This window comes from Streptomyces sp. S063, from assembly GCF_002832675.1.
GTDB lineage: Bacteria > Actinomycetota > Actinomycetes > Streptomycetales > Streptomycetaceae > Streptomyces > Streptomyces sindenensis.
This window is the reverse complement of the sequence record NZ_CP021707.1, coordinates 4731770-4743651: the sequence shown is the minus strand read 5'-3', so window position 1 is coordinate 4743651 and position 11882 is coordinate 4731770. Positions and strand designations below refer to the sequence as shown.

11 protein-coding genes are annotated in these 11882 nt (G+C 73.2%); 4 read left to right on the top strand and 7 right to left on the bottom strand.

Translation table 11 applies throughout. From position 1 onward, the window contains the following. The first annotated feature begins 86 nt into the window (after positions 1-86). Positions 87-1457 (top strand): FAD-binding oxidoreductase, encoded by a 1371-nt coding sequence (locus CCZ36_RS22100; protein ID WP_128818401.1) that lies wholly within the window; start codon positions 87-89, stop codon positions 1455-1457. Between the two features lie 42 nt (positions 1458-1499). Beyond that, complete coding sequence (locus CCZ36_RS22095; protein ID WP_069739947.1) at positions 1500-2255, top strand: decaprenylphospho-beta-D-erythro-pentofuranosid-2-ulose 2-reductase; 756 nt, start codon at positions 1500-1502, stop codon at positions 2253-2255. 24 nt (positions 2256-2279) lie between these two features. Here CCZ36_RS22095 and CCZ36_RS22090 read toward each other — a convergent pair whose 3' ends face one another. After that, the gene (locus tag CCZ36_RS22090) at positions 2280-2882 is read right to left on the bottom strand and encodes a 2'-5' RNA ligase family protein (RefSeq protein ID WP_069739946.1); all 603 of its coding nucleotides are present in this window, start codon (positions 2880-2882) and stop codon (positions 2280-2282) included. Positions 2883-3003: 121 nt separating this feature from the next. Then, a complete protein-coding gene (gene trpS / locus CCZ36_RS22085; RefSeq protein WP_308432624.1) occupies positions 3004-4071 on the bottom strand; it encodes a tryptophan--tRNA ligase in 1068 nt (355 codons plus the stop codon). A gap of 237 nt (positions 4072-4308) precedes the next feature. On the opposite strand from trpS, the gene rocD reads away from it, so the two are divergent. Further along, complete coding sequence (gene rocD, locus CCZ36_RS22080; protein WP_069739945.1) at positions 4309-5514, top strand: ornithine--oxo-acid transaminase; 1206 nt, start codon at positions 4309-4311, stop codon at positions 5512-5514. Positions 5515-5550: 36 nt separating this feature from the next. Here rocD and CCZ36_RS22075 read toward each other — a convergent pair whose 3' ends face one another. The 3 genes from CCZ36_RS22075 to pdxR form a co-directional block, all read right to left on the bottom strand. Further along, positions 5551-6738 carry a glutathionylspermidine synthase family protein gene (locus tag CCZ36_RS22075; protein WP_069739944.1) on the bottom strand — a complete coding sequence of 396 codons (1188 nt, stop codon included), beginning with the start codon at positions 6736-6738 and terminating at the stop codon, positions 5551-5553. Positions 6739-6744: 6 nt separating this feature from the next. Next, positions 6745-7050 carry a hypothetical protein gene (locus CCZ36_RS22070; protein ID WP_006127010.1) on the bottom strand — a complete coding sequence of 102 codons (306 nt, stop codon included), beginning with the start codon at positions 7048-7050 and terminating at the stop codon, positions 6745-6747. 114 nt (positions 7051-7164) lie between these two features. Beyond that, entirely contained in the window at positions 7165-8565 is a 1401-nt protein-coding gene (pdxR, locus tag CCZ36_RS22065; RefSeq protein ID WP_069739943.1) for a MocR-like pyridoxine biosynthesis transcription factor PdxR, read from the bottom strand. Positions 8566-8612: 47 nt separating this feature from the next. Here pdxR and CCZ36_RS22060 point away from each other — a divergent pair, with 47 nt between their 5' ends. Continuing rightward, complete coding sequence (locus CCZ36_RS22060) at positions 8613-9128, top strand: carboxymuconolactone decarboxylase family protein (protein ID WP_069739942.1); 516 nt, start codon at positions 8613-8615, stop codon at positions 9126-9128. A 71-nt stretch (positions 9129-9199) separates the two neighbouring features. Here the strand turns inward: CCZ36_RS22060 and CCZ36_RS22055 are convergent, their stop codons facing one another. Both CCZ36_RS22055 and CCZ36_RS22050 read right to left on the bottom strand, forming a co-directional pair. Next, entirely contained in the window at positions 9200-10189 is a 990-nt protein-coding gene (locus tag CCZ36_RS22055; protein WP_069744067.1) for a malate dehydrogenase, read from the bottom strand. A 290-nt stretch (positions 10190-10479) separates the two neighbouring features. Beyond that, positions 10480-11661 (bottom strand): XRE family transcriptional regulator, encoded by a 1182-nt coding sequence (locus CCZ36_RS22050; protein WP_128818400.1) that lies wholly within the window; start codon positions 11659-11661, stop codon positions 10480-10482. Positions 11662-11882 lie beyond the last annotated feature (221 nt).

Below are 11882 nucleotides of genomic sequence, written 5' to 3'. Positions count from 1 at the left end.
CGCTGACACTCAACTCCATCACCCGTTCCGGTGAGCGAATTCACCAATGCCGCAAAGCGGATTTCTGGGGCGATACGGTCATCCTCATGTCCGTCGACACGGTGTCCTTGACCGGCTGGGGCCGCACCTCGCCCACGACCGCCGTGCGGTTTCGCCCCCGTGATCACGAGGAGGCGGCCGCCGTCGTCCGGGGGCGTGGGCCCCGGGGCGTCATGGCCCGCGGGCTGGGGCGGTCGCCCGGGGACGCGGCGCAGAACGCGGGCGGCTCGGTGCTCGACCTGTCGGGCCTGGCCCGGATCGACAAGGTGGACGCCGCCGCTGGAGTCGTCCGCTGCGACGCGGGGGTGAGCCTGGAGCGGCTGCTGCGGGTCCTGCTGCCGCTCGGCTGGCTGCCGCCGGTCCTGCCGGGGACCGGCAGGGTGACGGTCGGCGGGGCGATCGCCTCCGATCTGCCCGGGCTCGACCACCGGCGGGCGGGTTCGTTCGCCCGGCACGTGAGCGCCCTGGAACTGCTCACCGCCGACGGCGAGGTGCGTACGGTGCTGCCGGGCACCGCCCTCTTCGACGCGACCGCCGGGGGCCTGGGGCTGACCGGGGTGATCCTGGGCGCCACGCTGCGCCTCCGGCGCGTCACCACCGGGCTGATGTCGGTCTCCACCGAGCGCGCCGGGGACCTGGACGATCTGCTGGCCCGTTTCACCGCGGGCGGCGACCGGCTGCCGTACGCCTCCGCCTGGATCGACCTGATGGCCCGGGGTCGGGCGACCGGGCGCGGGATCCTCACCCGGGGGGAGCACGCGACGCCCGGTATGCGCCCGGCGCACGCGGGGCGCATTCGACTCGCGAAGCGCTCCGGAGGAGCGCCGGGGAGGTCCCTCCTCCCCGGTCTCCCGCCGCTGCCGGGCGGGCTGCTCGGCCCGGCGGCCGCGGCCGCCGCCCTGTGCAACGAGGTCCGCTACCGGGGCTCACCCCGCGCGCGGACCGGCGAGCCGCGACCGGTCCCCGCCTTCTTCCACGCCTCGGACGCCCTCCCCGACGTACGCCCGCTCTACGGCCGGGGCGGTCTGGTGCGCTACCGGTTCACCGTCGGGTACGGCCAGGAGGAGACCCTGCACCGGGTGGTGCGCCGGATCGCGGCGCGCCGGATCCCGGCCGTGCGCGCGGTCCTCCAGCGGTTCGGGGCCGCGGCCCCCGGCCCGCTGTCGTTCGCCGCGCCCGGCTGGTCCCTGGAGCTGGATCTGCCCGCGGCCCTGCCGGATCTGGCCCGCTTCCTGGACGGCATCGACGAGGAGGTGGCCGCCGCCGGGGGCCGGGTCTGCCTGGCGGAGGACTCCCGGATGCGACCGGAGACGGCCGCCGCGATGTACCCGCGGCTGGCGGAGTTCCGGGAGCTGCGGGCGCGTCTCGACCCGGCGGGGGCGTTCCGCTCGGACCTGTCGCGCCGACTCGGACTGTGATCGGCCCCGGCGAATCCCACCCCATCTGACCAGGAGCTTTCCGTGAAGGATGCCTTCGGCGCCCCGCAGTCCCTGCTCGTCCTCGGCGGTACGTCCGAGATCGCCCTGGCCACCGCGCGCCGGCTGATCGCCCTGCGCACCCGCCGGGTCTGGCTGGCCGGGCGCCCCTCCCCCGCCCTGGACGCGGCCGCCGCCGAACTGCGCGGGCGCGGGGCCGACGTCCGTACCGTCGACTTCGACGCGCTGGACTCCGCCTCCCACGAGGTCACCCTCGGCAAGGTCTTCGCGGAGGGCGACGTCGACGCGGTGCTGATGGCGTTCGGGGTCCTCGGCGACCAGGCGCGGGACGAGGAGGAGCCGATGGCCGCCGTCCGGGTCGCCCAGACCAACTACACGGGGGCGGTCTCCGCCGGACTGGTGTGCGCCGGCGCACTACAGGCGCAGGGGCACGGTTCGCTGGTGGTGCTGTCCTCGGTGGCCGGCGAGCGCGCCCGGCGCGCGGACTTCATCTACGGCTCCAGCAAGGCGGGGCTCGACGCGTTCGCCCAGGGACTCGGTGACGCGCTCCAGGGGACCGGAGTGCAGGTGATGGTGGTCCGGCCGGGGTTCGTCCGGACCCGGGCCACGGCGGGGCTGCCGGAACAGCCGCTCGCGACCGGGCCCGAGGAGGTCGCGGAGGCGATCGTCACGGGGCTGCGGCGGCGCTCGGAGACCGTGTGGGTGCCCGGCTCGCTGCGAGTGGTGATGGCGGCGCTGCGGCACCTGCCGCGCCCGCTGTTCCGACGGCTGCCGGTCTGAGCTCCCGCAGCCGCGCCGGGCCGCTCAGGGCCGCAGCGACGGGGCCGGTGACGACGCTTCGATGGTGTAGCCGCCCTGGGCGGGGACGGCGGGCGCGCCGCCGCCTCCGCCGAACGGGAAGTCGCGGAGCTTGCGCCACACGGCGTCCGGGCCCTGCTCGTACAGCGCGAAGGAGCCGCAGGTCCAGGCGGCCTCGTAGTCGGCGAGCTCCTGGTAGGCCCGGTCCATGGCCTCCTCGGCGATGCCGTGGGCCACGGTGACGTGCGGGTGATACGGGAACTGGAGCTCGCGGACCAGCGGCCCGGAGGCGTCCCGGACCCGCTTCTGGAGCCAGGAGCAGGCCGAGGCGCCCGCGACGACCTGGACGAAGACGACCGGCGACAGCGGGCGGAAGGTGCCGGTGCCGGAGAGCCGCATCGGGAACGGGCGGCCCGCCGTGGCGATCGTGTCGAGATGCGCCTCGATCGCGGGCAGGTCCGCCGCGTCCGCCTCCGTCGGCGGGAGCAGGGTGACGTGGGTGGGAATGCCGTAGGCGGCAGGGTCCCCGAAGCTCGCGCGGCGTTCCTGGAGCAGGCTGCCGTAGGGCTCCGGGACCGCGATCGAAACGCCGAGCGTTACGGTCCCCACGTCGTTCTCCTCCGTCGTCGATGGTCGCTTTTCGGTCATGTCGCGCGGGCCGGCTGTCCGGCCCGCGCGTTCCGCCGCAAGTGTGACCCCTGCGGCCATGATCTCGCCAGGGTCCTTGGACTCAGTGCTTCGCGGGCAGGAAGCCCATCCGGTCGTACGTCTGCGCCAGCGTCTCCGCGGCGACCGCCCTGGCCTTCTCCGCTCCCTTGGCCAGGATGGAGTCCAGCGTCTCGGGGTCGTCCAGATATTCCTGGGTGCGGACCCGGAAGGGAGTGACGAATTCCACCATGGCTTCGGCCAGGTCGGTCTTCAGCGCGCCGTAGCCCTTGCCCTCGTAACTGCGTTCCAGATCCTCCACGGGACTGCCGGAGAGGGTGGAGAGGATCGTGAGCAGGTTGCTGACGCCCGGCTTCTTCTCCTCGTCGAAGCGGATCACCGTGTCGGTGTCGGTGACCGCGCTCTTCACCTTCTTCGCGGTGGCCTTCGGGTCGTCGAGCAGGTTGATGAGGCCCTTCGGCGTGGAGGCCGACTTGCTCATCTTCACCGCCGGGTCCTGGAGGTCGAAGATCTTCGCCGTCTCCTTGAGGATGTACGGCGCGGGGACGGTGAACGTCTGGCCGTAGCGGCCGTTGAACCGCTCGGCGAGGTCACGGGTCAGCTCGATGTGCTGGCGCTGGTCCTCGCCCACCGGGACCTGGTTCGCCTGGTAGAGCAGGATGTCGGCGACCTGGAGCACCGGGTAGGTGAAGAGGCCGACGGTGGCCCGGTCGGCGCCCTGCTTGGCGGACTTGTCCTTGAACTGCGTCATCCGGGAGGCCTCGCCGAAGCCGGTGAGGCAGTTCATCACCCAGCCGAGCTGGGCGTGCTCGGGCACATGGCTCTGGACGAAGAGCGTGCAGCGCTCCGGGTCAAGACCGGCCGCGAGCAGCTGCGCCACCGCGAGCCGGGTGTTGGCCCGCAGCTCGGCCGGGTCCTGCGGGACCGTGATCGCGTGCAGGTCCACGACCATGTAGAAGGCGTCGTGGCTCTCCTGCAGCGCCACCCACTGGCGCACCGCGCCCAGGTAGTTGCCGAGGTGGAACGAGCCTGCGGTGGGCTGGATCCCGGAGAGCACGCGCGGACGGGCGGCCGCACCGGTGCGGCCCGTCCGGGGCTGGTCGGTGGGGAGCGAAGGGCGATCAGAGGCCATGGCCCTATTGTCTCAGGTGCCCGGGGTATCTCCGGCAGCCGGTGCGGGGCGGGAAGGGCGCGTCACCGCACGGTCCCGGAGCACAGGAGCGCACGGCTGAGACGAACCCCACATTCCGGCGCGCCCGGCGTACGACGGCGGGCGCGCCGCCGGATGAAGGTTTCCCGGCGCGAGGACCGGCCGACGATACAAAGTGGGCACCACCCGCCGCCCAGCCGCACGACGAACGGAGATCCCGTGTCGACCACGGAAACCGCCATCGCCTCCGCCGAGGCGCACAGCGCGCACAACTACCACCCGCTGCCGGTCGTCGTGGCCTCGGCCGAGGGCGCCTGGATGACCGATGTCGAGGGCCGCCGCTACCTCGACATGCTCGCCGGATACTCGGCGCTCAATTTCGGCCATGGCAACCGCCGCCTCATCGACGCGGCCAAGGCGCAGCTGGACCGCGTCACACTGACCTCCCGGGCCTTCTACCACGACCGGTTCGCCGACTTCTGTACGCAGCTGGCGGCGCTGTGCGGCATGGAGACGGTGCTGCCGATGAACACCGGGGCGGAGGCCGTGGAGACCGCGGTGAAGACCGCCCGCAAGTGGGGCTACCGGGTCAAGGGCGTGCCGGACGGCATGGCCAAGATCATCGTGGCCTCGGGCAACTTCCACGGTCGTACGACGACGATCGTCAGCTTCTCCACCGACCCGGAGGCGCGGGCCGACTTCGGCCCGTACACCCCGGGCTTCGAGATCGTGCCGTACGGGGATCTCACCGCCATGCGGGAGGCGATGACCGAGAACACCGTGGCGGTGCTGATCGAGCCGATCCAGGGCGAGGCGGGGGTGCTGGTGCCGCCGGCCGGTTACCTCTCCGGCGTACGGGAGCTGACCCGCGAGCGGAACGTGCTGTTCATCGCGGACGAGATCCAGTCGGGCCTGGGCCGGACCGGGAAGACGTTCGCGCTGGACCACGAGGGTGTGGTGCCGGACATGTACGTGCTCGGCAAGGCGCTGGGCGGAGGGGTGGTGCCGGTCTCGGCGGTGGTCTCGTCGGCGGATGTGCTCGGGGTGTTCCGGCCCGGCGAGCACGGCTCCACGTTCGGCGGGAACCCGCTGGCGTGCGCGGTGGCGCTGGAGGTGGTCGCGATGCTGCGGACCGGCGAGTACCAGCAGCGGGCGGCCGAGTTGGGCGACCATCTGCACCGGGAGCTGGGCCTGTTGACGGGCGGCGGCGCGGTGGAGGCGGTGCGCGGCCGGGGGCTGTGGGCGGGCGTGGACATCGCTCCGGCGCTGGGCACCGGTCGGGAGATCTCCGAGAAGCTGATGGCGGAGGGGGTGCTGGTCAAGGACACCCACGGCTCGACGATCCGGATCGCCCCGCCGCTGGTGATCTCCAAGGAGGACCTGGACTGGGGCCTGGACCGGCTGCGGGCGGTGCTGAGCGCCTGAGCCGGCCCCGTACCCGTATCCGTGGAGCCGGAGGGTTCAGAGGATGACGTGGGGCAGGAAGCGGGCGTACTCGTCCGTGACCGGCCCCGCCGACTCCCGGATGCCGAGCCCCGCCGCCTCGTCCTCCACGGTCCACGCGCCGAGCACCACCCGGTTGCCGTCGATCTCGGGCAGCGGGGCCAGCTCCTGGTAGCAGCACGGCTCGTCGCGCGGGACGGGCGGGGAGCCGGGCGCGTGCAGGTCGACCCCGGCGCCCTCGCGGCCGAGCAGCGGCTTGGACACGTACCCCGCCCCGCCGGGTCCGGCCAGCTCGCGCGGGCCGTCGAGATAGGCGGGCAGCAGGTTCGGGTGGTTGGGGTACAGCTCCCAGAGGATCGCCAGCAGCGCCTTGTTGGAGAGCAACATCTTCCAGGCGGGCTCGATCCAGCAGGTGGTTCCGGAGCCGCCGCCGTTGTCGAGGGTGTCCAGGACTTGCGGGCCGAAGCGGTCCGTGGCCAGCCACTCCCAGGGGTAGAGCTTGAAGCAGCTGCGGATGAAGCGCAGCCGGTCGTCGACGAACCGGCCCGAGAGCCGGTCCCAGCCGATCTCCTCGACGGACAGCGCGTGCGTCTCCAGACCGGCCTGGTCGGCGGTCTCGCGCAGATACGCGACCGTCATCAGGTCCTCGCCCGCCTCGTCGCCGTCGGAGTGGACGAAGTGCAGCGGGCCCGGCGGCAGCAGGGGCGCCTGCCGCTTCCAGGCGTCGACGAGCCGCTCGTGCAGGGAGTTCCACTGATCGGCACCGGGGAACCGGTCCTCCATCCAGAACCACTGCGCGCTGGCCGCCTCCACCAGCGAGGTCGGGGTGTCGGCGTTGTACTCCAGCATCTTCGCCGGACCGCTCCCGTCGTACCGCAGGTCGAACCGCCCGTACACGGAGGGCAGTTCGGCGCGGCGGTGCCAGGACTCGGCGACCAGTCCGGCGAGCCGGGGGTCGGTGATGCCGAGGTCGGCGAACCGGTTCCGCTCGACGATGTGCGCGGCGGCGGCCAGGCTCATCGTGTGCAGTTCCTCGACGACCTCTTCCAGTGCCTCGACCTCGGGCAGCGAGAAGACGTAGTAGGCGCTCTCGTCCCAGTACGGGCGCAGCGAGTCGTCCGGGTAGCGGGTGAGCGGGTAGACGACGCCCTGCGACTCCACGGTCTCCTGCCAGCCGGGGCGCGGCTCGATCGTGCGGCGCTCCATCGCGGCTCAGCCCCCGCCGGACTTCGAGCAGCCGAAACCGCCGCGGTCGACCGCGGACTTGTCGAAGCTGCCGCCCTGCACCTTGCCGTCGTAGCTGCTGGTGCTGCCGCCGTAGTAGTACGAACCCCGGCCACCGCCGGAACCGCCCGAGCCGCCGCTGCCGCCCCGGCACTCGTAACTGGGCAGGGGCTCGCGGGTCGTGCGGTCGGCGCAGCGCTTGTCCGGCTCCGAGCCGCAGGATGTGATCGTCAGGGCGAGCAGCCCCATGCCGCCGAGCACGACCGTGCTCGACCTCAGCCTTCGTCCGGCCATGTTCGGTCTCTCCCCCGTGGTGCGTGTCCGGTACCGGCCGCATCTCCGCAACCGGACCTCTTGTCAGACTAGTTCGACGTGCGGCCGGTTCGAAAGCCGTGTACGGGCACGGCCCTACGGCAGCACCCGGCACAGGGCGTCCAGCGCGCCCGCCCAGGCGCTCTCGGAGGGCGAGCCGTAGCCGATCACCAGGGCGTCGCGGGTGGCCGGGGCGTCCGGGTGGCGGTAGCGGGACAGGCCCTCCAGAGCCAGTCCCTGGAAGGCCGCCGCCTGGATCACCGAACGCTCGGCGCCCGCGGGGAGTTCGAGGACCGCGTGCAGCCCGGCCGCGATCCCGCTGACCTCGATGCCGGGCGCGCGGTCGGCGAGCGCCGCGACGAGCTGGTCGCGGCGGCGGCGGTAGCGCAGCCGCATGGAGCGCACATGCCGGTCGTACGCGCCCGAGGCGATGAACTCCGCGAGGGTCAGCTGGTCGGGCGAGCCGGAGACCCGGTCGGCCATGCCCTTCGCCGCCACCACGTCGCCGACCAGGTGCCGGGGCAGCACCATCCAGCCCAGGCGGAGCCCCGGGGCCAGCGACTTGCTGGCGGTGCCGAGATAGACCACCCGTTCCGGGTCGAGGCCCTGGAGCGCCCCCACCGGCTGCCGGTCGTACCGGAACTCCCCGTCGTAGTCGTCCTCCAGGATCAGCCCGCCGGTGGACCGGGCCCAGTCGACGGCGGCGGCCCGCCGGTCCGGGTGCAGCGGTACGCCGGTGGGGAACTGGTGCGCCGGGGTCAGCAGGACCGCCCCCGCGCCGCGCAGCGCGGCCAGGTCGCCGGTCCGGGAGCCGTGCTCGTCCAGGGGCAGGCAGGGGATGCGCAGCCCGGCGTCGGTGAGGAGGTCGGTGTGGAGGTCGAGGCCGTACGACTCGACGGCGACCTCCCGGACCCGGCGGCGGCGCAGCACCCGGCCCAGCAGTGCGACACCGTGGGCGAAGCCGGCGCAGATCACGATGCGCTCCGGGTCGGCGTACACCCCCCGGGCCCGCGCCAGGTACTCGGCCAGCACGGTGCGCAGTTCGGCGCGGCCCTGCGGGTCGCCGTAGCCGAAGACCTCGTCGGGCGCGGCGGTGAGCGCCTTGCGGGCGGCCTTGAGCCAGGCGGTGCGCGGGAAGCCGGACAGGTCGGGGGTGCCGGGCTTGAGGTCGTACCCGGCGCCGGGCCGGGCCGGCCGGGCGGGGGCGGCCGCCGGGTCCGTGCGGCGCGGCGCGGACCGCTGGGCGACCCGGGTCCCCGAGCCCTGGCGGGCGGTGAGCCAGCCTTCGGCGACCAGTTCGGCGTAGGCGTCGGCGACCGTGTTGCGGGCGACACCCAGGTCGGCGGCGAGCGCCCGGGAGGACGGCAGCCGGGTGCCCGGGGCGAGGCGACCGGTGCGCACCGCCTCCCGCAGCGCCTCCATCAGTCCGCTGCGCAGGCCCTGGCCGACCGGCTCCAGATGCAGGTCCGCGCCGAAAGTGGCCCAGGAATCCGTCATGTCAATGGACCATACCGGCGGGCCATCGGGACCGTAACGTCGTCTCCATGACCACCACGCACGCACACCACCACGCCCCCGCCGACCTCGCCCCCGAGGAGCCGCAGCGGATCTCCGTCTCCCAGCTGCTCCCCGACGTCTACAAGGCGATGGTCCGGCTCGACATCGCCGCCCGCCAGGGCCTGGACCCCGTCCTGGTCGAGCTGGTGAAGATCCGCGCCTCGCAGCTCAACCAGTGCGCGTTCTGCCTGGACATGCACAGCAAGGACGCGCTCGCGGCGGGCGAGTCCACCGAGCGGATCGTCCAGCTCAGCGCCTGGCGGGAGTCGCGGCACTTCTACACGGAGAAGGAGCTGGCGGCGCTCGCGCTGACCGAGGCGGTCACCGTGCTCACCGACGGCTTCGTCCCGGACGAGGTGTACGCGGAGGCCTCCGAGCACTTCGAGGAGACCGAGCTGGCCCAGCTGATCGCGGCGATCACCGTGATCAACGCATGGAACCGGTTCGGCGTCACCGGCCGGCTGGCCCCCGGCCACTACACACCGGGCGACTTCAAGAGCTGACCACGCGCGAGCGCCCCCGGCAGCGGCCGCTGCCGGGGGCGCTCGATGTTCCGCGTCGGTGCGGGTGCGGCTCAGATGAGGCCGAGCTCCTTGACCGCGTCGCGCTCCTCGGTGAGCTCCTTGACCGACGCGTCGATGCGCGCACGGGAGAACTCGTTGATGTCCAGGCCCTGGACGATCTCGTACGCGCCGTCCTTCGTGGTGACCGGGAAGGACGAGATGATGCCCTCGGGGACGCCGTAGGAGCCGTCCGACGGGATACCCATCGAGGTCCAGTCGCCCTCGGCGGTGCCGTTGACCCAGGTGTGGACGTGGTCGATGGCGGCGTTGGCGGCCGAGGCGGCGGAGGACGCGCCACGGGCCTCGATGATCGCGGCGCCGCGCTTGGCGACGGTCGGGATGAAGGTGTCGGCCAGCCACACCTCGTCGTTGACGACCTCGGCGGCGTTCTTGCCGGCGATCTCGGCGTGGAAGATGTCGGGGTACTGGGTGGCCGAGTGGTTGCCCCAGATCGTCAGCTTCTTGATGTCGGAGACGGCGGCGCCGGTCTTGGCGGCCAGCTGCGAGATCGCGCGGTTGTGGTCCAGGCGGGTCATCGCGGTGAAGCGCTCGGCCGGTACGTCCGGGGCGGCGGCCTGCGCGATGAGCGCGTTGGTGTTGGCCGGGTTGCCGACGACGAGGACCTTGATGTCGTCCGCGGCGTGGTCGTTGATGGCCTTGCCCTGCGGCTTGAAGATGCCGCCGTTGGCGGCGAGCAGGTCACCGCGCTCCATGCCCTTGGTGCGCGGGCGGGCGCCGACGAGCAGGGCGACGTTCGCACCGGCGAAGCCGACGTTCGGGTCGTCGGTGATCTCGATGCCGCGCAGCAGCGGGAAGGCGCAGTCGTCGAGCTCCATGGCGGTGCCCTCGGCGGCCTTGAGGCCCTGCGGGATCTCCAGGAGGCGCAGGTTGACCGGCACGTCCGGGCCGAGCAGGTGGCCGGAGGCGATGCGGAAGAGCAGCGCGTAGCCGATCTGGCCGGCTGCGCCGGTCACGGTGACATTCACGGGAGTGCGGGTCATGGCGGTCTCCGTTAGACAGCTGGCGGTGGGGGCCCCGGCCCCCAGGGCCTGCCGTCAAACGGCCGCCTGCCGGTCGGGCTACGACGGCAGTTTGACGACAGGCCCTGGTACCGGACCCTGGTGCTGGACACCTCTTCCGCCCGGCCCGGCCTGACGACCAATCTTGACGTGAAGAGATTTCCAGCGGTCAGGCTATCGGACCCGGCCCGGCCGGACCGCCCGCCCCCCTGTGGCACCGCACACAACCGGTCACGGACCGCACGCACGGGCGACGGCGGTCCGGGCCCGTGTCACTCGCCCGGGCCGGTGCAGCCCTTCGTGCCGGAGGTGAGCGTGGCGCAGGCCTTCGCGTCGGACGCCTTCTTCACCGCGACCATCGGGGTGTAGGCGTCGGTGTCGCCCATGACCTCGCCGTTCTGGGGGCCGGCGCCCCCGGTGATCTGCACGGTGTCGCCGATCGCCGCCTCGGTGAGGCGGGCCCAGGCGGCGGAGCAGACCTTGCTGTAGCGGACCTCGACCTTGCTGCCGCCGACCACGGCGCTCGCCACCGTACGGGCGAATTCACCGCCGCAGCCCATCGCCTCGGGGTCCTGCCCGGCGCAGTCCGTACCGCTGCACTCGACGCCCACGGGCAGCTCGGGGGCCTTGGTGGTGGGGGTCGCCGTCGGGGACGGCGTCGCCTTGGCGGTGTCGTCGCCGCCCGGCGCGAGCAGCACCGCGCCGACCACGACGATCAGCGCGCCGACGGCCCCGACGGCGAGCATGAGGCCCTTCCCGCGGCTTCCGGCGGCCTTGCCCGGCCCGGCGCCGCGCGCGTTCCGGCCGGAGCCGGAACCGCTGGCGGCGGTGGCTGCCGCGTTCCGCTCCTGCCGTCGCCCGCCCTGCTGCGGCCCGCCGTCGTACGGGCGGTCCTGGTCGCCGGCGGGGCGCGGGCCGCCGCCGCGCTGGGTGGGGACGATGAGCTGGCGCGTGTCGTCGTCGCCGGGCTCGTGGGCCCCGCCGCCGTATGGAGCCCTGCCCTGGGTGCCGCGGGGCGGGGCATCCGTACCGGACGCTCCGTGCCGGCCGCCGCCGGAGCCTGAGGAGGACCGGCCGGAGCGGCCGCCCGCCGGCGTGCCGGAGCCCGTCGCGCCGAGCTCGCCGAGCGCGGCACGGGCCTGCGTGATGCGGATGGCCTCCATGGTCATGTCGTGGCGCATCTCGGCCCGGCTCCAGGCCCGCTCCGCCAGCTCCCACATGGTCGTGAGGTGGTGCTGCGGGGTGCCCGTCACCTCGGCGAGCGCCACGACGGCCCCGCGCGGGGCGAGCAGCCGCCCGTTGAGATACCGCTCCCAGGACGTCTTGCTGTAACCCGTGCGGTCGGCCACGGCGTTGATGTTCAGTCCGCTGCGGTCGACGAGTCGGCGCAGCTGGCTGGCGAACTCCCTGATCTGCGGGTCGAGCTCTTCGGGCAGTGCCTTCCAACGAGGCATGGCGTGATCCCTTCCCCCCTCATGTCCCCCGGACGTGCTTGCTGTGCCCCGCTGCGACCGGTCCTCCGGCCCGCGCATCCCCCGGTCCGTCCACCGCCGGTCCGTTACGGACCGTCGAGTGGACTACCCACGAGGATGCACGAAGCCAGGGTGTCAGTTCCTGACGAGGGGGCGCACGGGAGCATTCGGGACGGGGTACGCATCTTCACGCGCCTCGAACG

Coding starts and splice junctions, on each gene's coding strand:
- CCZ36_RS22060 (WP_069739942.1), top strand. CDS start 8,613: ATGACCACCACGCACGCACACCACCACGCCCCCGCCGACCTCGCCCCC.
- pdxR (WP_069739943.1), bottom strand. CDS start 8,565: ATGACGGATTCCTGGGCCACTTTCGGCGCGGACCTGCATCTGGAGCCG.
- CCZ36_RS22050 (WP_128818400.1), bottom strand. CDS start 11,661: ATGCCTCGTTGGAAGGCACTGCCCGAAGAGCTCGACCCGCAGATCAGG.
- CCZ36_RS22055 (WP_069744067.1), bottom strand. CDS start 10,189: ATGACCCGCACTCCCGTGAATGTCACCGTGACCGGCGCAGCCGGCCAG.
- CCZ36_RS22070 (WP_006127010.1), bottom strand. CDS start 7,050: ATGGCCGGACGAAGGCTGAGGTCGAGCACGGTCGTGCTCGGCGGCATG.
- CCZ36_RS22075 (WP_069739944.1), bottom strand. CDS start 6,738: ATGGAGCGCCGCACGATCGAGCCGCGCCCCGGCTGGCAGGAGACCGTG.
- CCZ36_RS22100 (WP_128818401.1), top strand. CDS start 87: ATGTCCGTCGACACGGTGTCCTTGACCGGCTGGGGCCGCACCTCGCCC.
- trpS (WP_308432624.1), bottom strand. CDS start 4,071: ATGGCCTCTGATCGCCCTTCGCTCCCCACCGACCAGCCCCGGACGGGC.